The sequence below is a fragment of the Desulfuromonas acetexigens genome, assembly GCF_900111775.1.
Classification (GTDB): Bacteria; Desulfobacterota; Desulfuromonadia; order Desulfuromonadales; family Trichloromonadaceae; genus Trichloromonas; species Trichloromonas acetexigens.
Genome location: NZ_FOJJ01000034.1, coordinates 84,796 through 103,838, shown reverse-complemented (window position 1 = coordinate 103,838; position 19,043 = coordinate 84,796). Strand labels below are relative to the sequence as shown.

Here is a 19,043-nt window from a genome sequence, read left to right as displayed (position 1 = left end):
TCCACCCCTACCGCCAGGTCGATGACGTGTGTGGACGGATGGTTCATGGAGAAAAATGGAATTCCGTGACGTTCTGAAAACGGGTGACCAGGTAGATGCTCGCTATCCGTACCCGGAACAGGGCGCAAGCCGGCGACGCGGTGAACTCGTTCAGATGCGGATGGCGCCCAAGGAATATGGCCAGTCCGGTCTCCAATTCGGTTCCACGCAATTCCTCGGCCAGGCCGATGATCGTAGCGGCGGCCGCCCGGCTGAAATCGGTCACCTGTTTACCGCGGTTGTCCATCAGCAGGGAGACGTGAGGGTTCCCGGACAAATTGGCCCATTTACGGGTGGCTCGGAGTGTGGCGAAATACAGCCGGCGCAGGTCCGGGGTGACGGCGACCGCCACCAGACTGGTGTACGGTTCACCTCCGGCGTCGGTGGCCAGCACGGCCAACGGCTGCCCGACGCAAAGTTCCCGGAGAATATCCTGCCCTTCAGCGGTGTTGTTCATTGCCGGTGCGGCTCCTCTTCCCGCATACGTTTGATCCTCGCTGTCGCAGCTCCGTAACCGTCAGCGGAAGACGGGTGCCGGTCGGAAATATCTTCCTATCAACGTTCTCTCAGCAGATTACGCTTGAGCTTTTCATCGATCGGGTCGCGCCCCAGCCAGATGCCGAAATAGGCGGCGGCGAAATCGGCCCCCTCGATGACGATCAGCGGACTGCCGTTCAGGGCGAGTTCCGTTCCCCGTCCCGGCAGATAGGTCAGGGTGTAGCGATCCCCGGGCTTGACGTCCCGGTAGGCGGCATTGAGCTTGTCGAGGCGCCCTTGCAACCGGGAAAGTTCCGCCGAAGTCTGGTTGCGGGCGAGAACCGGTGCGGCTCCCTTGTCGAAATCCGGCCCCTGGATCGACACCAGGTAGCTGAGTTCAAGACGTTTCGGCACATCGGAGAGGACCGCTTCCGCCTTGACCCCCTCCGGCAGGTAGAGGGCCGCCACGTAGGCCTTTATCACCTTCAGATAGCGCAGCAATGCCGCATTGCGCAGCGGCACCGGTTTTCCTCCGATGATGGTGCTGTCGGCAAAGGTAATATTTTCAACGGTCAGGGCGTTCGCGGGGGCGGGGATCATGAAATTGAGCGCCAGCAGCAGTAGACAAAAGACCCAGCCACGGCGGTGGCAAAGAGGTTTCAAGTGTGAGAACATGCCCCGTGGTTGAGTCATCCGGCCATTCCCTTTCGAAGACTGAATCACCTGTGCTCGTACCGAATGATGAGGTCCAGCCCTATGCGTTTTGGTTTATGCTGCCTGTTCAAGGATGAGAACATTGCCTTCCGCACGACTACCGCCAAAGCGCTGCGCGCCATGCCCCGGAGCGAACAGCTCCTTAAACTGTCCGCTCTCTGTCATGACAATGCCCGCAATCTGCTGCACGCCGTACAAGCCTGCCACAGGCTCGGCATCGGCGCCTTTCGCATCATGTCGCCTCTGTTCCCGCGCATGACCCACCCGGAAGTCGGCTACGACCTCGACGACCTCCCCGAGGGGGATGCCATCAGGCGCCTGCTGGGCGAGACCAGGACTTTTGCCCGCCGGCATGACCTCCGCCTCAGCTTTCATCCTGATCAGTTTGTCGTATTGTCTTCGCCGCATCCGGCGGTAGTCGCCAGTTCAATCCGTGAACTGGAGTACCAAGCCTCCTTGGCGGAGGAAGTGGGCGCGGATATCATCAATGTCCATGCCGGAGGCGTCTATGGCGACAAACAGCTGGCGCTGGAAAGATTCTATCAGGTTTTCGCCGATCTTCCCGAAGCCGTCAGAACCCGGCTGACGCTGGAAAATGATGACCAAAGCTACAGCGTGCGCGATCTGTTGCCGACCTGCGCGCGGCTTTCCATTCCCCTCGTGTACGATGTCCACCATCACCGCTGTCATCCCGACGGTCTGTCCATCGAGGAGGCGACCCAACTGGCGGCGGAAACCTGGAGGATCTCCCATCGCGAGCCCTACTGCCATCTGTCGTCCCCCCGGGACGGCTGGGCCGCGAGAGATCCCAAGCCCCACGCCGATTACATCGATCCGGCGGATGTGCCCTCCTGCTGGAGGGGACGGACCATGACGGTCGATATCGAAGCCAAAGCCAAGGAACGGGCGGTGGTTAAGTTGATGACGGAATTGAAAAGCGGCAAGGATCAATGCTCGTGAGAAAGACGACAGGCCGTTAACGACCCCCTGAAACACCCTCTCATGCGTGGGTCCCGCGTCCCTTTTAATTCGCTGGACTTCCCCGTGACGCTCATCTACGATGCGCCCACATTCGATGGTTGCGGCAAAGGAAAGCGGACGGCGAGCATGTCAGGACAAACCCTCTCACGGCACAACTTTTCACGGGCAGTCCTCCTCTGGACCTGGTTGGTCGTCGCCTTCAGCCTGGCCCTGGGTTTGGCCTTCCCCCCCGCTCCCTCCCAACTATCCCGACAATACGACAGCCTCGCCGCCCCCACGGCTGCGCTGGAGTTGGTGGCGACACCTACGCAGAAATCCACCTCCGTTCAGCCCCTCATCGACGTCTTTATCGCCCTTCCCGCAATCGGGACCTGCATTACCGATTCCAGGGTAGCGCTCCCGTGCCCTCTCTGGGACAATGCCCCTTCGCTTCTTCTCCCAGCCGTCTGGCAGTCTCCGTCCCTTCCCCGCCCTCCCCCCCAGCGCATAATTCGAAGTTTGTAGGCCTGTTCGCGACAACTCGCAAACAGGGAAAGCCCCTTGGCGCCTGCCGCCGGCAGGTCGGTTGTTCCGGCGCCCTTTGGGCGTGATCCGTCCTCTGCCGGCGAGACTCGCATCCTCGTAGGTACCTCGATCATCGTGCCCCCTTTTGCCTTCGACCTGCTGCCGCCGGGGCATGCTTTCGCCCCCTCGGCAATAGCCTGGGAGACCTTATGCAGATCATCAACCCCAAAAGTAATTTCGATTTCGTCGGTAAAAACCGCATCGCCGTCATTCTGTGCCTGCTGGTGATCCTCGCCGGCGCCCTGTCCCTGGTCCTCAAGGGCGGCCCCAGCTACGGCGTCGACTTTTCCGGCGGCACCCTGGTTCAGGTCCGTTTCTCCGGCCCGGTTACAGCGTCCATCATCAAAGACTATCTGGCGGAATTGACGCTGGAGTCCCTGACCGTCCAGCAGTTTGGCGACGGGGAGAACGAATTTCTCATTCGGGCGCAGCAGACCGAGGATGAAATGAGCCATTTCACGCAAAAAATCGAACAGGCGCTGAAAAACGGCTCGGACGACAGCGGCCTGGAGGTGTTGCGCAGTGAAATGGTCGGCCCGCAGGTGGGCAAGGATCTGCGGACCAAGGGACTGCTGTCCCTGGCTTACGCCATGATCGGCACGCTGATCTACATTTCCTGGCGCTTTGAATTTCGCTCCGGCGTGGCCGCCATCGTGGCGCTGGCCCATGACGTGCTCGTCACCCTGGGGTTTCTCTCCATCTTCGACATCGAGATCGACCTGACCATTGTCGCGGCGATGCTGACCATCATCGGCTACTCCCTCAACGACACCATCGTCATCTTCGACCGCATTCGTGAAAAACTCGACCGGAATCTGGATGAAACCTTTCCGGAGACGGTCAATCGCAGCATCAACGAAACCCTGTCCCGCACCATTCTGACCTCGGGAACAACCCTGCTGGTTGTGCTTTCCCTGTATCTCTTCGGCGGGAACGTCATCCACGGCTTCGCCTTCGCCATGCTCGTGGGTGTCATTGCCGGAACCTATTCCACCGTCTTCGTCGCCAGCGCCCTGATTCTCTTCTGGGAAAAGCATCGTCCATCCCTAAGCCGGCGGCCCGGGGTGGAACCTCTTAAATAATCGACGAAAGGCCGGACCGGAGGTTGGTCCGGTTCGGCCTTCATGGAGTGGTTTTGATGAACGAAAATCCCCGTCCGTTGTAAACTGATCGGAACAATCTTCACGGAGGAATCGTTATGCTTGTCCCGTTTTTGGCCGTGCTTTTTGGTTTGGTTCTTCTCGTCTGGAGCGCCGACCGCTTTGTCGACGGCTCCGCCTCGGTCGCCCGGCACTTCGGCATGCCGCCGCTGTTGATCGGCATGGTGATCGTCGGCTTCGGTACCTCGGCGCCGGAAATGCTGGTATCGGCCCTCGCGGCGATGCAGAACAACCCAGGGATCGCCCTGGGCAACGCCTACGGCTCGAACATCACCAATATCGCCCTGATTCTCGGGATCACCGCCCTGATCAGCCCGATTGCCGTGCATTCGCAGGTCCTGCGCAAGGAGTTGCCGATGTTAACCGCCGTGACCCTGCTGGCGGCCTGGCAGATTGGGGATGGAGCCCTGACCCGGATCGACGCCCTGGTGCTGCTGGGGGTTTTCGCCGGGCTGATGACCTGGACGATTGTTCAGGGGGTGAGGAAAAAGACCGATGCGCTGGGGCAGGAGATGGAGGCGGAACTGACCGGTCAGACGATGCCGATGAACCGGGCGCTCCTCTGGGTCGTTGTCGGTTTGCTGCTGCTCATCGCCAGTTCCCGCATCCTTGTCTGGGGGGCGGTGGAAATCGCCCACGGTTTCGGGGTGAGCGACCTGATCATCGGCCTGACCATCGTCGCCGTCGGCACTTCGCTGCCGGAACTGGCTTCCTCGGTCATCGCGGCACGCAAGGGGGAGCACGATATCGCCCTGGGCAACATCCTCGGCTCCAACCTCTTCAACACCCTGGCGGTGGTCGGCATTGCCGGCGCGATTCGACCTATGCCGGTCGCGCCTGAAGTTTTGACTCGGGATATGGTGGTCATGGGAGCTCTCACCTTGGCCCTTTTCGTCATCGGCTTCGGATTCCGCGGCCCCGGTCGCATCAACCGCCTCGAAGGCACCGTGCTCCTGGCCTGCTATGTCGGCTATACTGCCTATCTGGTCGTCGGCGTTTTCAATTAAGGAAGAGACCATGCCCGCCGCATCCCCCATCAGCCGTCGCCTGGTCCCCTGGCTGAGACCACGATTCCCTTCGACTCCGCTCAGGGACCGACGGCTCCCCGGAAGTTGAGCGGAGTCGAAGCCCGGTGTCTGAGCGTCACCGAAGTCGTCACTGCCCTTGCGGACGCAACCTGCCGTGCCCTTCACCCCGGTCCTTACGCGGACCTGGGACGGGGGCGGTTACCGGGGGCGGGCCTTTTTCGATGGTCATGGGGCTCGGAACCACGCGGCGCAGACCTTGGCCTTTGTGGTCGCTGCCTCTCTGCACCGGCGCTTGCGGTGCCCTGACGGCGGGGGAGTTGGGCTTAGGCGGGACGATATCCCGCAAACGCACGCCCCGGTCGTTACGGGGCGGCGCGGTCGCACGCTGTCTATCCCCTGGACGCTGCCACTGACCGTCCTTGCCCGGGCGCTGCAGATTCTGCCCTCGCTCGAACGCAGGGCGCCGCTCCCGTTTCTCCCGATTCTGAAAATCCCTGGACCGGCGGTCGATATCACGGCGCTCGAGATCCTGGCGAATGCGGTCGAAATGCCTGGGGTCGGAACTCGGCCAACCGGTCGCGGGCCGGAAAACGTCGGGGCGCCGGCGCGGCTCGACGGGAACATTCCGCAGGCGCGCCGGGGGCGGGGCGTGACGGATGCCCGTGGAGCGATGGTTTAAGCCGCGCTCCCAGCGCCCGGGGTTGTACCGCCAGCGGTCGTGATGGACATAGCGCGGGCGGCGGTGGCTGTCGATATGGATGTAGCGCTGCCGCCAGTCGAAACGACTCCAGTTGGAAAAGGAGAAGCCGAAATAGACCCCCGGCCAGAAAGAGAGCCCGACCCCGAGGCTGGCGCCCGCCGGGGTCCAGTAATAGGGGGGATAATCGGGATACCACCAGGAACCGTAAACGGTGACGGGATCGTAATAGGGAACGTAGACCACCCGGGGATCGGTCGGCTCGATGATGATGGCGTCGGCATCGGCCCAGACCCGCTGTTCAGAGGTGCTGGCGAGATTCCCCTGGGCGCGGGCTTTGGCCCTGAGCTCCTGAACCATCGCCATGACCTCTTCTTCCTGAGCGAGGAAGGCGTCGCCGATGCGCGAGGTCTCGCCGATGCGTTCGCTCATCAGGGCCAGAACCGCGGGGAAATGGCAGAGCGCCTTGACGCCGGCATCCCAGTCCTGGTCGAGGAGCGCCTCATCCAGCGCCTCATCCCGCAAATCGGGATGATCCTTGACCCAACGGTCGGCTTCGACCACTTCCACCGGATAGGTCGCAGCCATCAACACCTGGGAAAGGAGGCTGTCGGGATAAAGGGCGATGGGCGCAAGCATCTGGGCGAGCTCTTCGCGGCTGTAGTGGCCGTCGGTATAATCCTCCGCCGTCGCCGCTGCCCCGCACACCAGCAGAAGCAGGATCGCGGGGAGCAGTCTTTCCAAAACGTAGCGCAGCAAAGAAGTGGTTTTTTTCATCGTTACCTCCCTGAAAACCGGCGCGCGCGGCGCGACAAACGAAGCAGGTGCCGGTTTGCGGCTATCTTTACACCCAATTATGCCTCTCGACTATGCAAGAAATAAGGAAAAAATGTGAAAATCTCCCCGTGAAGAAAAGGCAGAAGACGCGGGTTCCTCTTTGCCGCACCGAGGGGCGACATCACAATTGCCTCGAATTTATTTTTATGATAAAAGATCTCCAATGATTTTTATCCATCGATTTCGCGACACGGGCTGCGTCCCGTGTCATTTACATCCTATCGAATGGTGTTGACCATGGAGGCTCAATGAAAAAGAAAATCACCCCTCTGCTCCTTTGCCTGTCCCTTGCCGGCGTCTCGTTCGCCGGTGCCGACCAGATCGTGCTGAAAAATGGCGACCGCATCACCGGCACGGTGATCAGCGCCGAAAAGGGCCTGCTCACCCTGAAGACCGACTACGCCGAAAAGATCGAGCTCAAGACCGATGCCGTACAGCGCATCGAAACGGAACAACCGGTAGATGTCCGCCTGGAGGGGGGCGAGATCTTGACCGGGCCACTGCAGGGGGATGTCGATGCCTTGCAGGTCACGGCCGGTGACGCCCGGGGCGCCGCCGATGTGGAATGGGCGAAGGTCGCTTCGATCAACGTCGAGCCCCCGCCCCCCTGGACCTGGGACGGCAAGGTCTTTCTCGGCGCCTTCGCCCAGTCGGGCAACACCGACCGCACCAGCGTGAACTTCGGCGCCGATGCCACCCGTCGCAGCCTCAAGGACCGATACAACCTGACCTTCCTCTACAACTATGCCGAGGAAGACGGTGAGCTGACGACCCGCGATATTTACGGGGCGCTCAAATACGACTACTTCTTCACCGAGAAATTCTACGGTTACCTGAGCGTGGAACTGCTCAAAGACAAGTTCAAGGATCTCAACCTGCGCACCATCGTCGGCCCCGGTGTCGGCTATCAGGTCTGGGAAGACGACATCAAGGCCCTGGCTTTCGAAGCCGGCGTCGCCTATTTTTCCGAGGACAACATCGACGGCGAGGACGATCAGTGGATGACCGCCCGGCTCGGCATGAAGTTCCGTTACAAGCTCTCCGACTACGCCACCTTCAGCAACAACCTGACGGTCTATCCGAGCCTGGAGCAGGGGGGCGAGTTCACCAGCCGCAACGAGGCCGACCTGACCACCACCATCGCCGGCCCCTGGTCGCTGCGCCTGGCCAACGTCTGGGAGCATGACAGCGACCCCGCCGAAGAGGTGAAGAAAGACGACTCGAAAACGAGCCTGAACCTGCAATATTCCTTCTGAGATCGAAAGCGATCTCGTACATCGATCCAATCACTGGGGCCGACGGGACAACCTGTCGGCCCCGGTTTTTTTATAAGGCCGCTCTCCCCGCGCGGGGAGAGCGGCAGTCTCCTTGATTTTTCCCCGGTCCCGTGGTAGAAGCAGGTGCTTTTCGCCCCCCGGAGCGGGGGCGGGAGAGTCCGCCAAAAACCGGCTCGAAACGGCCCCGGGCCGCATCTTCCTCCCGTTGGAGAATCCCGTGAGCGTCATCCTCTTCATCATCATTGCCTACCTGATCGGCGCCATTCCCTGCGGCATCGTCCTCACCCGGCTCTTCGGCAAGGAAGACATCCGCCAGGCCGGCAGCGGCAACATCGGCGCCACCAACGTCTACCGGGTGGCCGGTCGGGGTCTGGGCATCGCTACCCTGATCGGTGACGCCCTCAAGGGGGTGCTGCCGACCCTTTTCGCCGCCCAGGCCACCAGCTTCTCCCCCGCCCAGATCGCCCTGATCGCCGCCGCCACCTTCCTCGGCCATCTCTACCCGGTCTACCTCGGCTTCAAAGGGGGCAAGGGGGTGGCCACGGCCCTCGGCATCTTCCTGGTCCTGTCGCCCAAGGCGGTGCTGGTCGCCTTTGCCGTCTTCGCCCTGGTCCTGTGGAAATGGCGCTACATCTCCCTCGGCTCGATCAGCGCCGCCGCCGCCATCCCCTGGCTGGTCCTGCTCTTCGAAGGCTCCGTCTGGTTTTTCGGCGCCGCCCTCTTCATCGCCGCCATGGTCATCGTCCGCCACCGCGCCAACATCGAGCGCCTGCGCAACGGCAGCGAAAACAAGTTCAACTTCTGATGCTCCGTCGCCGAAAACTGTTCGCCGTCCTGGCGGCCCTGATCATTCTCGCCCTGATCCTGCCGGTTCTGCATGTGCGCCGGTTTCTCGACCGGCCGGTGGCCCCTCCGCAACGACAGGTGGTGGAAATCCCCGCCGGAGCACCCTTCGCCCGGGTCGCCGAGGAGCTGGCGACCGCCGGCGTCGTCGCCGATGCTCGCCTTTTCAAGCTGCTGGCCCGCCGGCACAAGGCGACCCAGCGGATCAAGGCGGGAGAGTACGCCTTCGCCGGAGCCGCCACCCCCGAGCAAATCCTGAACCGCCTGCTGGCCGGCGATGTCCTCCTTCATCCTTTCACCGTCCCCGAGGGCTGGACCCTAAGGGAGATCGCCGCCCGCCTGGAAGCGGAAGGACGCGGCTCCGCCGAAACCTTTCTGCGTCTGGCGCAATCGCCGGAAAGACGCGAACGCCTGAAGATCGACGGCCCCTCCCTGGAAGGCTACCTCTTCCCTGAAACCTACCAGCTGACCCGCGGCATGGACGAAAAGGCGCTGATCGAGACGATGGTCAAGGAGTTTCGCCGCCGCCTGACCCCGGAGATCCTCGCCGGCGCGAAAGAGCGGGGGCTCGGGCTCAAAGAACTGGTGATTCTCGCCTCGATCGTGCAGAAGGAGGCGGGCAATCGCGAGGAGATGCCGTTGATCGCCTCGGTCTTTCACAACCGCCTGACGGTGGGGATGCCCCTGCAGGCCGACCCGACGGTGATCTACGGCATCGAAAACTTCGACGGCAACCTGACCCGCCGACATCTGCAAACGACGACCCCCTATAATACCTACCGCATCCCCGGCCTGCCCATCGGCCCCATCGCCAATCCCGGGGAGGAAGCCCTGCGCGCCGTGGCCTTTCCCGCCCGAAGCGACTATTATTATTTTGTCGCCAAAGGGGACGGCACCCACATCTTCGCCAAAACCCTCGCCGAGCATAACGCCAACGTTCGCCGCTATCAGCTCAAGCGCTGAAAAACGGGGAGTGACAGCCGCGGCCCCTGGTCGACACTTTTTTCCCGAAGGCCAGGAATTTTCTGGCTCTAGGGGACAAATCCGTTAATAATTCAGTTTATTCCCCTTTCTCCGCTACGGGCCGATGACGCTGCTCTTTCTTCGACATCTCCTGGGGCTGTTGCTCACGCTTTCCGTTGCCCAGTCCGTGGCCGGTTGGAAGCTGACCGATTACCTCGCCGGGCACGTTCTGCGTCCGGCCCTGATCCGGCTCGCCGAGTACGCCCTCGACGGGGAGGTCCGCCTCGCCCGCATGGAGCTCTCGTCATCTCGCCTGACGATCGCGGAACTGGCCATCACCCGCCCCGAAGCCTTCACCATCGACGTCGCGGAAGTGGATATCCGCTTCAGCCTTGCCGGCCTCTTGTTGTGGCGGATCGACGCTGTCCGCCTGCATCAGCCTCGGGTCGAACTGGCCGGTCTGCTTCCCCCCGCGAACGAAGACTCCTCGGGATTCCCCGCCTCTCCTCCCTTCGAAATCGCCCTCCTGCGTATCAGCGATGGCGCCCTGGCCGTGAACCTGGAGGATCAGCGCTGGGAACTGGGGGATTTGCACCTCGACCTGCAGGGCACCCACCGTCCCCGTTTCGAAGCAAGAGCCCGGCTCGGCGGCGAACCGGCTCTTCCCCTGCTTCTTGCCGGGGAAGGGAGCTGGGAAAAGCATCCCGCCCTGACTATCAGCCGTTTTGAGTGGGACGGCACCTCCCTGCTCGAGGCCCCCTTGCGCTTCCAGTTCGACAGTGCCGGAGCCAGCATCGCTGGGCGGGCCCGCCTGCCCCGGCTGAGCCGGGCGGTACTGGAACGGGTCGCCACCACCCTGGCGCTCCCCCTGAACCTTCCCGACGGCTTCGACTTCACCGCCACCAACCCGGAACTGGCCATAGCCCTTCAACCGGGCGGGCTCCAAGTTCATGTGGCGATCCCCGCCGCCGATCTCCATCAGGACGGGCAAAAACTGACCTTCGAAGCCTTCAGCCTGACCCTGCGCCGGCAAGAGGATCGCAGCTGGCAGGGGGAAGGGCGCCTCACCCTGGAACAACAGGCGCACACCACCTTCACCGCCCGTTACGACGCCGGCGCCCTGAGCGGCGACTTCGATTGCATCCTCACCGACAGCGGCGCCCTTCTTGGCCGCTTCGACCCGAAGCTGCGCCGCCAGGTGATCGGTGGCGGGGTGCTCGACGGCAAATTTTCCTGGTCTCGCGAAGATCTCTCGGTTCAGGCCAGCTTCACCGGTCGCCCGGTGACGGGCCTGGACGATGCCTATCTGCTTGACATCGCCCCCCTACAGCTGTGGCTCTCCCTCCAAGGGCCGCCCGACCGGTTGAAATCCGAGGCGCGCCTGCTCTTGGACAAACGTCCCCTTTTCAGCCTGGCGGGGACCCTGCGCCATTGGCGCTGGCGGCTCGAACCCTTCGCCGTCGCGGACCTGGCCCGGCTCACCGGCGCCGGACGCATTCCGGAATCGTTGCGGAAGCTGTACGGGGTCGCCGGCGACGGCGAGCTGAGCCTCAACCCCGAAGGAGGAGTTAGCGGCCTCTTCGACCTGAAGGCGACGGCATTCGCCGTGACCGGCCTGGAGGCCGAGGCCCTCTTCGCCAGCGGCGAGTTCCGGCACAATCCCGCCGGTACGGACATCCGCGACCTGCGCTTCGCCGGGCGTCTGCGTGCCCCCGAGTTCGGCTCGGGCCGTCTCTCGGGCATAGCCGCTATCCATCTGGAGCCCAAGCAGACCCGCGTGCGCCTGACCAGCCTGGAGGGCGACGCTCTGGAATTGCTCAGCGCCGATGGCCTGAGCGGCCTGAGCGGGGGCAAGGCCCGAGTCCGGGGAGAAATCCGTCACCAGAAGGGGGAGAGCGCCGTCGATCTCGATCTCGACGGCAACCTGAGCGTCGGCGAAGTGCTCCATGGCGCCTTCTACGCCAACCTGAGCGCCCACCAAGCCGAGCTGAAACTGGCCGGTCGCGCCGACTGGGCGGCCAATACTCTTGAGGCCCGGGAACTCTCCCTGCGGATTCCGGAGCTGGCGCGGGTACAGCTTGCCGGACTTGTCACCCCCGAGCTCCAAGAGCTGCACGGCACCCTTGAGAGCGCGCCGCTGGCCACAGCCTTCGAGCGCTACCTGCGCGCTCCGCTTACGGAAAGCGGCTCCCCCTTCAAGGAACTGGTCCTGGACGGCCACCTCGGCGCGGGTCTGCTGCTGCGCCGGACGCCGGAGGGATTCAGTCTGGCCGGACATCTGGAGCCCCGGGCGTTGGCCTTGTCCCTGCCCGAATCAAAGCTGGAGATCGCTGGGCTCAACGGCCGCATTCCCCTGCTTTATCAGCAAGGCGCCCTGCTGCCCGAAGCGGAAACCCGTTCCGGCCAGCTCGACTTCGACCGCTTCGATAGCGGACCGCTGCATATGGAACAGGGTGCCCTCCCCCTGCACGCCACGCCCAATCGTTTGACGGTCACCACCTTCCCGCAAGGAGAACTGGCGGGCGGGCGCATGCACCTCGCCGACCTGCGCGCTGCCTTTGAAGCGAGCGGACCAGCCCTGGCGACGCGCATCCGCTTCGAGGGGATCGACCTCGCGCAGCTTTCCCGGGAACTGGATTGGGCGCCCCTCTCCGGCCGTCTCAACGCCGACCTCGGCGAAATCCGTTATGCCGACAAAACCCTCAGCTCCGCCGGAACGATCCACGCCGAACTCTTCGGCGGCACCCTGGATATCGAGAAGATCAGCCTGCGCGATCCCTTCTCCCGCTACCGTACCATCCACGGCGACATCGCATTTTCCGGCATCGATCTGCAACAGCTCACCCAGACCTTCGAATTCGGCGAAATGAACGGCATCCTTGACGGGCATATCCGCGACCTGCGCCTCTTCGGGACAACCCCCTCGCACTTCAGCGCCGAATTGAGCACCCGCGAGGACGGGCGGCGCAACATCAGCGTCAAAGCCCTCAAGAACCTCAGCATCCTCAGCCAGGGCGCCCTTGCGGAAGCCCTCTCCCAGGGTATCTACCGCTTCATCGACTTCTACCGCTACCAGAAACTCGGAATAGACTGCACCCTGAACAACGACAGTTTCCGGCTGCGCGGTACGGCCCGAGAGGGGGAGGAATCCTACCTGGTCTACGGCGGCCTGTTGCCGCCAAAAATCGACATCATCGCTCCCGAGCGAGCCATTTCCTTCAAGGAGATGCTCAAACGGATGAGCCGCCTCGACCGCACCGCCCGTTGATTTTTAGCGGATGCGGCCTATAATGCCCGTGGAAGAATTTTCGGGATCTTTCCGCCCCAAGGGGCGGAGATCCCCAACCGAAGGGAGCATATCCATGAACAAACTGCGTTATCTCGCGTTGCTGGCGGCGGTGGCCGTCGTCTCCTGCGTGACCATCAACATCTATTTTCCTGCCGAAGAAGTGCGCGGCGCCGCCGACAAGATCGTCAACGAGGTCTGGGGGGAACGCGCCGGGGAAGCCGTCCCCGCCGAGCCGCCCCAGGGGGAGCCGAGCAGCTTCCTGCGCCTGGGACCGGCGACGGCCTACGCGGCCCAGGACATCAACGTCAGCACGCCGGAGATCCGCGCCCTGCGCGAGGCGATGAAAGCCCGGGCGACGGCGCTCTTTCCCTACCTGGACGGCGGGCAGGTCGGCGTCGGCCATGACGGCCTGCTCAAGCTGCGCACCATCGATGGGCTCGACCTGAAATCACGGGGGGAAGCGACACGCCTGGTGGAGGCCGAGAACAGCGACCGGCAGCGCCTCTACGGGGAAATCGCCCGGGCCAACGGCTTTCCCGACCAGGCCGCCGAGGTCCAGGCAGTCTTCGCCGAATCCTGGCGCGCCCAGGCCGCTCCTGGTTGGCTGTTGGAAGACGAAAGCGGCGGCTGGACGAAAAAGTAGCCGCGACGCCAAGGACAGAGGCCGCGTTCCCATGGGAGCGCGGCCTCTGTCCTTATCGACGGTTGTGGCATTTAAAAAGCTAGGATTGATCCTCGACGGGAAAGATGCGTACCTTGCCGGTACCCCGCCGAAGCAGGCCCAGCTCTTCAGCGGCGGCGCGAGAGAGATCGATGATGGGGGTCTTACGCGGGCGGCACCGGTCGTTGATGGTGACGGTCACTTCCCGGCCGTTGGCGGGGTTGACGACGCGGACCCGGGTGCCGAAAGGGAGATGGGCATGGGCGGCGGTGAATTTCTCGTGGCGGTAGACGGCCCCGGAAGCGGTGCGGCGCCCGGCAAAATGCTGGGCGTAATAGGTGGCGATCGCGAGTTCGCCTTTGCCGGCGGCCTCTCCCTGAGCGCCCCAGGCGCCATCGGAAATCGGCACCAGGCTCAGCAACAGCGCCGGCAGGCAGGACAACAGGGCTTTCCGGAAAGTCCGGGGGATCAGATCATACAGATACATGCTAACTCGTAATGACAGGGCGGATATTCGATGCTTTCGCGGTTTCCGCGCCAAACCCGAAGCGGCTTCAGCGCACGACCACCTCGACCCGGCGGTTGCGGGCCTCGGCGACTTCGTCGGCGGTGGGGATCAGGGGATTGCCCTCGCCGTGGGAAGAAATCTGGATGAATTCGGCGCCGATCCCTTTGCTCGCGAGGAGTTCACGGACCACTTCGGCCCGTTGCAGGGAGAGGGCGGCGTTGTAGTCAGCGTCACCGGCGCGGTCGGTGTGACCGATGACCAGAAGATCCTGGGAGTCACGCTCCTGGGCGGCGCGCAGAATGTCGTCGAGCCGTTGCCGCGACTCGGCGGTGAGGTTGTTGGAATCGAACTCGAAGTAGAGGAGATAACTGACCGGCGCCAAGGGTTGCGCGGCCAGGGCGGCGGCGAAGAGCGCACGCTCTTCAGCGGAAATGGGCGCGGGGGCTCCCGGCGAGGTCCGACGATCGCCCAGATGCAGCGCCTGCCCTTCGCGGTCGAGGACCGCCTCGCCGCCGTCGTTACTGAGCTTGAGGGCGCCGACCTGGCCGGAGTCGTCCGGGGTCAGTACGATGAGGTTGTCTTTTCCGGCGCACCCGCTCACAGCGATCATCAGCGACAAACCGATGCAGAGTCCATGAATCCCCTTCATAATATCCCCCTGATGATTTATTCGTCGCCGCCGAAACGGGCCATGAAGTTGGTATCCTTGAGCATGCTGATGGTTCCCGACGGGGTGTCGAGACTGACCGCGTGGGGTGCCAGCTTGCCCAGCAGGCCGGAGAGGTAGACGAAGGTCCCCTGCTCCATGCGCAGGTGCAGAGCGTATTTGTTCTGGGCCGGGGAAAAATCGAACTTGTCCAGGGCCAGCCGGCTCATCGGCCCCATGGAAAGGAGGGTGTTGTCTTCGAGGAGGATACCCACCGCGCCGTCGGAACCAGTCAGCAGGGTGTCGTTGAGATAGACCTTCATGTTCGGAAAGGCCGGTTTCAAGGCGCCGGCGCGCTGAATGGAGACGATACCGCTGGTCCCCTTGACCCGGCCGATATGCGCCGGTTCGGTCTGTGCGGCAGCGCAAGCCGCCGACAAAAGCAGGGCCGTACAGAAGAAAAGGATTTTTTTCATCGTCAACTCCAGCCGTAAAAAATCTGTCGTTTGGAACGTGCCGCTTTAATCTATAAACGATTTACGCCCCGCGTCAATCGCTTGCGCGCCCCAGTTCTTCCGACGCCGGGAACGGACTCCAAACCATGCCCTACGCCCTGCTTGCCGATCTCGCTCTGCTGAGCCATCTCGGCTTTATTCTTTTCGTGCTTTTCGGCGCCCTTGCCGTCCACCGTTGGCCACGGCTGGCCTGGCTGCACCTGCCCGCCGCCGCCTGGGGGACGCTGGTGGAACTGACCGGCTGGTTCTGTCCTCTCACCGACCTGGAAAACCACTGGCGCCACCTCGCCGGTCAAGCCGGTTACGCTGGCTCCTGCATCGACCGCTATCTGACGGCGCTGATCTACCCCGACGGGCTGAGCCGGCCGCTGCAGATCTTCCTCGGCCTGGGAGTGCTCGCCATCAACCTGACCCTTTACGCCAGGCTGTTGCGCAAAGGGCGCCGCAACTCCGGCTAGGCGCTCCGCAAAAATGCCTTGAGCAGCGCGCACTGCGACTCCGAAATCTCTTGAAATTCGACCCCGATCCCGGGCAAGCCGTCGCTCTTTCCTCCCCAGGGGCGGCACCAGCAGACCCGGGCGGAAAAATCCTGGTCATGGCCGGGGAAGCGCACCCATACCGGCGCCCCGACTGCCCAGATCCGCGCCGAGTAGAAGAAGGCGCCACGACAGGAGAGGTTGAGGGAAACCGAGGCCTCGGTTTCGGCAAAGTCGGGCGTGTCGGCAAGCCAGGCGGAGATGTATTCCTCCCGACGTTCTTCCTCGCGCAGGGGCCGGGCGGGGAAGGTGCGGCATTGGCCGAGAAATTCCGCCAGGCTGACGGAGCCGCTCAGGGAGCTGATGCCGTGGAGGGTGCCGTCCGCCGCCGACTTGACCCGCAGAAAGGGGTAGATGTTCTCCAGCCGCCGCAACTGCTGTTTGAGTTCGCCGTCGGCCTTCATGGAAAAGCGAACGTCGGCGATGATTCCCTGATAGGCGGTTCTGCCCTCCATCAGCGCGATCAGGCCCTGTAAATCCTCGGCCCGAGAGCAGACGACCCCGCGCGCCGTCAGATCGTCGAGGCAGAGATCCTCGGTCTTCCGGTCCCGGATCAGCAGCAGGATGTGCAGCGCTTCGGGCGGAGGAGCAACCGTCATGTCGTCATTCGTCTCCCAGGATCAGGTCAGGGATGAAAAAAGCATCCCAATACTTAATTAGCAGGGGTCCGGCGGGAAAAGCAAGGAAATCATCAAGGAAGGGCCGCTGCGGAGAGATCCTCCCAATCCATGAGCAGGGCCAGGGGGATGAAGGTGTCGACTTCGTTGCGGGGGGCGCCGAATAGGCTGGCGGTGAATTCACCGAAAAGCTGCATTTCCGCCGCGAAGGCCCGGCGGAAACTCCAGCGCAGCTCGGGCAGGGCGAGGGGGTCGGCGGCGGCGAAGTTGAGGGTGCACCACTCGTCAGAAAAGCTCTCGCCGGAAAGGTCGATGTTGGGCAGGCCGTGCAGGCGGCAGGTCATCGGACGCCAGGCGTAGACCAGGCAGCGACCGTCCGCCCCGAGGAGCGGACAGGGGGTCGCGTCCTCCTCGGGCATCTCGGTCCACTCCTCGTCGGGCAGGTGGTTGAGCAGGTAGGGGGGGCCGAAGCCGGGCCAGCGTTCTTGCAGTTCGCTCAGCCGCACCCGCGCCTTGGCCAAGACCGGGGTCCGCACCGTCTCTGGCAGCAGCTCGAAGCCCCGACGCAGCAGGGCGGCGTCCATCAGGCTGATGTCGAAGAGCCCGCGGCAGCAACCGGAGCAGCCCGGCCGGCACTGAATGTGCCGACCGGCTGTCTCCAGACAACGGGAAAACCAGGCATCCTCCGTCTCCAGCAGCGCCTGGTAGTCGTCAAGGATGGCGAAAACTTCCCTCAACGCCGTTTCTTCTTCTCCTGCTGCTTTTTCAGCAGTTCGCCGAAAGTACCCATGCCCCCCCCGGAAGACGGGGGAAGGTACTGGCGGAAATCCTCCTCGGGTTCGGCCGCGGCGGCCCCTTCCCCGCCGGGCAAAACCAGGGAGACGCGACGCGCTTGGGCATCGATCTTCTCGACTTTCACCGTCAGGCTTTCACCTTCCTTGACCGCCTCGCGGGGATGGCTGATGCGCTTGCCGCCGCCGAGTTTGGAAATGTGCACCAGCCCGTCGATCCCCTCGCCGAGGGCGACAAAGGCGCCGAAGGGAGCAAGGCGCACGACCTTGCCGGTGACAACCGTGCCTTCGGGAAACTTGTCGGCGACACTCCGCCAGGGATCGGCCTGAGCCTCCTTGAGGCTGAAGGAAAAACGATTGGCGTCCCAGTCGAGACTTTTGACGGCGACTTCGACCTGCTGACCGATGGACAAGACCTCGTTAATATCCTCGACCCGCCCCCAGGCCACCTCGGAGATGGGGATCAGTCCCTCGATGCCGCCGATATCGACGAAGGCGCCGAAGGGCTTGAGTTGGGTGACGACGCCGGGAACGGACATCCCTTCGCGCAGGGTCGCGCGCAGCGTTTCGCGTTGGCGACGCTGTTCCTCTTCGAGAATCGCCCGGTGGGAGACCACCACATTGCGTCCGCGCTCGGCGTACTGGGAGATCTTGAACGGGAGGCTCTTGCCGATGAACTGCTCGGGGTTCTCGGTCCGGCGCAGGGCCATCTGCGAAAAGGGGCAGAAGGCCCGGGTGTTGCCGGCGAGCTTGACTTCGAAGCCGCCCTTGATCTCCTTTTCCACCGTTCCTTCAACGGGGATGCCGCTACGCCAGGCCTCTTCGAGCTGGGCGTTGCCGGAGCCACCGCCGAGGCGGGTGGTGAAGCGCAGTTCGCCGCCGGCGCGGGAGAGAAAGTAAGCGGTCAGCACATCCCCTTCGGCGATCTTCAGGTTGCCGTCGGCATCGAGCAACTCCTTCCGGTCGAGCACCCCTTCCCCCTTCTGTCCGACATCGAGAAAGACCCAATCCTTGGTGATGCTGAGAACCTTCGCCTCAACCTTCTGCCCCGGCTCCAGCTTGCCGGAGACGCCGCCGGAAAAACTCTTCTCGAACAGTTCGGCGAAACTTTCCTCGCCGGTATCTTCCATGTCGTCCATCTCGTCAACCATCGGCCCTATCCTTTTTGTGTGAATTTGCCGCCGGAACCTGCGCCCCGCCGGACCTGCCCGGGGATTGTACCCGCCTTCGCCCCTGCGACACAAGCACTACCTGGCGCAGATGGACGTTCCCCCACGGACGCCCCGCAGCACATAGAGCGCCGCCGTTTCCGGATCCTGGCTGGGGAAGATTTCCGTCCCGCCCACCCCGAGGAAATATTCCCCCTCCAGGGCGAAATGCCCGGACAGCTCCCGTTCGAGCTGGGCCAGGTTCGTATGGCGAATCTTGCGCACGTAGGAATCGGGCTCGGCCTGCTTGCTGCGGAAAAATCGGGAGCGCGGATTCAGCAACATGATGATGACCCGGCCGCCGGGGCGGAGCACCTGGGCGATTTTGGCGATGGCCGCCTGGTAGTCGTCGATAAATTGCAGGGAGACGATGGCGATCACCACATCGAAGGAGGCCGCCGCGAAGGGCATCTCCTCAGCGCGGGCCGCTACCGTCCGCAGTCTGTCTGGCGCCCCTTCCAGCGCCTCGGCCGAAACATCGAGACCGACCACGGAAAAGCCCCGCTCGAGCAACGCCCCTTCGATCGTAGCGGGACCACAGCCGACGCTGAGAATGGCGTCCCCCGGACGCAGATGACAAAGCAGATATTCCAGTTCGGCGGCGAAGACCGCCTGCCAGAAGGTCTTTTCACAGGCCGCACGATAGCGGGCCGCTTCGGTTTTCTGATCCATGACCGCTCCCAGGGTTGGAG

General features: G+C 63.2%; 19 protein-coding genes. 9 read left to right on the top strand and 10 right to left on the bottom strand.

Going from position 1 to position 19,043, the window contains the following annotated elements; all coding sequences use genetic code 11:
- Positions 1-43 precede the first annotated feature (43 nt).
- Together BQ4888_RS11210 and BQ4888_RS11205 are read right to left on the bottom strand one after the other, a co-directional pair.
- Complete coding sequence (locus BQ4888_RS11210) at positions 44-496, bottom strand: pyridoxamine 5'-phosphate oxidase family protein (protein ID WP_092057344.1); 453 nt, start codon at positions 494-496, stop codon at positions 44-46.
- A gap of 98 nt (positions 497-594) precedes the next feature.
- Complete coding sequence (locus BQ4888_RS11205; RefSeq protein ID WP_092057343.1) at positions 595-1,209, bottom strand: chalcone isomerase family protein; 615 nt, start codon at positions 1,207-1,209, stop codon at positions 595-597.
- A 63-nt stretch (positions 1,210-1,272) separates the two neighbouring features.
- On the opposite strand from BQ4888_RS11205, the gene uvsE reads away from it, so the two are divergent.
- The 3 genes from uvsE (at position 1,273) to BQ4888_RS11185 (ending at position 4,942) form a co-directional block, all read left to right on the top strand.
- Positions 1,273-2,190, top strand: a complete 918-nt coding sequence (gene uvsE, locus BQ4888_RS11200) for a UV DNA damage repair endonuclease UvsE (protein ID WP_092057342.1) — start codon at positions 1,273-1,275, stop codon at positions 2,188-2,190.
- Between the two features lie 734 nt (positions 2,191-2,924).
- Entirely contained in the window at positions 2,925-3,857 is a 933-nt protein-coding gene (gene secF, locus BQ4888_RS11190) for a protein translocase subunit SecF (protein ID WP_092057340.1), read from the top strand.
- Between the two features lie 116 nt (positions 3,858-3,973).
- Positions 3,974-4,942, top strand: coding sequence for a calcium/sodium antiporter (locus BQ4888_RS11185; protein WP_092057339.1), 969 nt, complete (start codon positions 3,974-3,976; stop codon positions 4,940-4,942).
- A gap of 148 nt (positions 4,943-5,090) precedes the next feature.
- Here the strand turns inward: BQ4888_RS11185 and BQ4888_RS11180 are convergent, their stop codons facing one another.
- Complete coding sequence (locus BQ4888_RS11180; protein ID WP_092057338.1) at positions 5,091-6,437, bottom strand: DUF3300 domain-containing protein; 1,347 nt, start codon at positions 6,435-6,437, stop codon at positions 5,091-5,093.
- Between the two features lie 308 nt (positions 6,438-6,745).
- Between BQ4888_RS11180 and BQ4888_RS11175 the strand changes: the two genes are divergently transcribed.
- The 5 genes from BQ4888_RS11175 to BQ4888_RS11155 all read left to right on the top strand — a co-directional run bounded on the left by BQ4888_RS11175 (position 6,746) and on the right by BQ4888_RS11155 (position 13,512).
- Positions 6,746-7,753: a DUF481 domain-containing protein gene (locus BQ4888_RS11175; protein WP_092057337.1), complete on the top strand. Its 1,008-nt coding sequence runs from the start codon at positions 6,746-6,748 to the stop codon at positions 7,751-7,753.
- Positions 7,754-7,991: 238 nt separating this feature from the next.
- Positions 7,992-8,579: a glycerol-3-phosphate 1-O-acyltransferase PlsY gene (gene plsY, locus BQ4888_RS11170; RefSeq protein WP_092057336.1), complete on the top strand. Its 588-nt coding sequence runs from the start codon at positions 7,992-7,994 to the stop codon at positions 8,577-8,579.
- Complete coding sequence (gene mltG, locus BQ4888_RS11165; RefSeq protein ID WP_092057335.1) at positions 8,579-9,580, top strand: endolytic transglycosylase MltG; 1,002 nt, start codon at positions 8,579-8,581, stop codon at positions 9,578-9,580. The genes plsY and mltG overlap by 1 nt, the downstream gene beginning before the upstream one ends.
- A gap of 124 nt (positions 9,581-9,704) precedes the next feature.
- Positions 9,705-12,848 (top strand): AsmA family protein, encoded by a 3,144-nt coding sequence (locus tag BQ4888_RS11160; RefSeq protein WP_092057334.1) that lies wholly within the window; start codon positions 9,705-9,707, stop codon positions 12,846-12,848.
- A 94-nt stretch (positions 12,849-12,942) separates the two neighbouring features.
- Entirely contained in the window at positions 12,943-13,512 is a 570-nt protein-coding gene (locus BQ4888_RS11155) for a DUF1318 domain-containing protein (protein ID WP_170232832.1), read from the top strand.
- Positions 13,513-13,591: 79 nt separating this feature from the next.
- On the opposite strand, the gene BQ4888_RS11150 is transcribed toward BQ4888_RS11155, so the two are convergent.
- From BQ4888_RS11150 to BQ4888_RS11140, 3 genes are all read right to left on the bottom strand, one after another.
- Positions 13,592-14,017: a septal ring lytic transglycosylase RlpA family protein gene (locus BQ4888_RS11150; protein WP_092057332.1), complete on the bottom strand. Its 426-nt coding sequence runs from the start codon at positions 14,015-14,017 to the stop codon at positions 13,592-13,594.
- Positions 14,018-14,084: 67 nt separating this feature from the next.
- Positions 14,085-14,687, bottom strand: a complete 603-nt coding sequence (locus BQ4888_RS11145; protein ID WP_092057331.1) for an OmpA family protein — start codon at positions 14,685-14,687, stop codon at positions 14,085-14,087.
- A 17-nt stretch (positions 14,688-14,704) separates the two neighbouring features.
- The gene (locus BQ4888_RS11140) at positions 14,705-15,160 is read right to left on the bottom strand and encodes a FecR family protein (RefSeq protein ID WP_092057330.1); all 456 of its coding nucleotides are present in this window, start codon (positions 15,158-15,160) and stop codon (positions 14,705-14,707) included.
- A gap of 125 nt (positions 15,161-15,285) precedes the next feature.
- Between BQ4888_RS11140 and BQ4888_RS11135 the strand changes: the two genes are divergently transcribed.
- Positions 15,286-15,657 carry a DUF2784 domain-containing protein gene (locus BQ4888_RS11135; protein WP_092057328.1) on the top strand — a complete coding sequence of 124 codons (372 nt, stop codon included), beginning with the start codon at positions 15,286-15,288 and terminating at the stop codon, positions 15,655-15,657.
- Here BQ4888_RS11135 and BQ4888_RS11130 read toward each other — a convergent pair.
- The 4 genes from BQ4888_RS11130 to BQ4888_RS11115 form a co-directional block, all read right to left on the bottom strand.
- Complete coding sequence (locus BQ4888_RS11130) at positions 15,654-16,334, bottom strand: PilZ domain-containing protein (RefSeq protein WP_092057326.1); 681 nt, start codon at positions 16,332-16,334, stop codon at positions 15,654-15,656. The two genes, BQ4888_RS11135 and BQ4888_RS11130, sit on opposite strands and share 4 nt — an antisense overlap.
- A gap of 92 nt (positions 16,335-16,426) precedes the next feature.
- Entirely contained in the window at positions 16,427-17,089 is a 663-nt protein-coding gene (locus BQ4888_RS11125) for a YkgJ family cysteine cluster protein (protein WP_092057325.1), read from the bottom strand.
- Positions 17,086-18,294, bottom strand: coding sequence for a 30S ribosomal protein S1 (gene rpsA, locus BQ4888_RS11120; protein WP_092057323.1), 1,209 nt, complete (start codon positions 18,292-18,294; stop codon positions 17,086-17,088). Before rpsA ends, BQ4888_RS11125 begins: the two co-directional genes overlap by 4 nt.
- Positions 18,295-18,390: 96 nt before the next feature.
- Positions 18,391-19,023: a class I SAM-dependent methyltransferase gene (locus BQ4888_RS11115; RefSeq protein ID WP_092057322.1), complete on the bottom strand. Its 633-nt coding sequence runs from the start codon at positions 19,021-19,023 to the stop codon at positions 18,391-18,393.
- Positions 19,024-19,043 lie beyond the last annotated feature (20 nt).

Coding starts and splice junctions, on each gene's coding strand:
- uvsE (WP_092057342.1), top strand. CDS start 1,273: ATGCGTTTTGGTTTATGCTGCCTGTTCAAGGATGAGAACATTGCCTTC.
- BQ4888_RS11160 (WP_092057334.1), top strand. CDS start 9,705: ATGACGCTGCTCTTTCTTCGACATCTCCTGGGGCTGTTGCTCACGCTT.
- BQ4888_RS11175 (WP_092057337.1), top strand. CDS start 6,746: ATGAAAAAGAAAATCACCCCTCTGCTCCTTTGCCTGTCCCTTGCCGGC.
- BQ4888_RS11140 (WP_092057330.1), bottom strand. CDS start 15,160: ATGAAAAAAATCCTTTTCTTCTGTACGGCCCTGCTTTTGTCGGCGGCT.
- BQ4888_RS11185 (WP_092057339.1), top strand. CDS start 3,974: ATGCTTGTCCCGTTTTTGGCCGTGCTTTTTGGTTTGGTTCTTCTCGTC.
- secF (WP_092057340.1), top strand. CDS start 2,925: ATGCAGATCATCAACCCCAAAAGTAATTTCGATTTCGTCGGTAAAAAC.
- mltG (WP_092057335.1), top strand. CDS start 8,579: ATGCTCCGTCGCCGAAAACTGTTCGCCGTCCTGGCGGCCCTGATCATT.
- BQ4888_RS11150 (WP_092057332.1), bottom strand. CDS start 14,017: ATGTATCTGTATGATCTGATCCCCCGGACTTTCCGGAAAGCCCTGTTG.
- BQ4888_RS11145 (WP_092057331.1), bottom strand. CDS start 14,687: ATGAAGGGGATTCATGGACTCTGCATCGGTTTGTCGCTGATGATCGCT.
- BQ4888_RS11210 (WP_092057344.1), bottom strand. CDS start 496: ATGAACAACACCGCTGAAGGGCAGGATATTCTCCGGGAACTTTGCGTC.
- BQ4888_RS11115 (WP_092057322.1), bottom strand. CDS start 19,023: ATGGATCAGAAAACCGAAGCGGCCCGCTATCGTGCGGCCTGTGAAAAG.
- BQ4888_RS11205 (WP_092057343.1), bottom strand. CDS start 1,209: ATGACTCAACCACGGGGCATGTTCTCACACTTGAAACCTCTTTGCCAC.
- BQ4888_RS11130 (WP_092057326.1), bottom strand. CDS start 16,334: ATGACGGTTGCTCCTCCGCCCGAAGCGCTGCACATCCTGCTGCTGATC.
- BQ4888_RS11155 (WP_170232832.1), top strand. CDS start 12,943: ATGAACAAACTGCGTTATCTCGCGTTGCTGGCGGCGGTGGCCGTCGTC.
- rpsA (WP_092057323.1), bottom strand. CDS start 18,294: ATGGTTGACGAGATGGACGACATGGAAGATACCGGCGAGGAAAGTTTC.
- BQ4888_RS11180 (WP_092057338.1), bottom strand. CDS start 6,437: ATGAAAAAAACCACTTCTTTGCTGCGCTACGTTTTGGAAAGACTGCTC.
- BQ4888_RS11135 (WP_092057328.1), top strand. CDS start 15,286: ATGCCCTACGCCCTGCTTGCCGATCTCGCTCTGCTGAGCCATCTCGGC.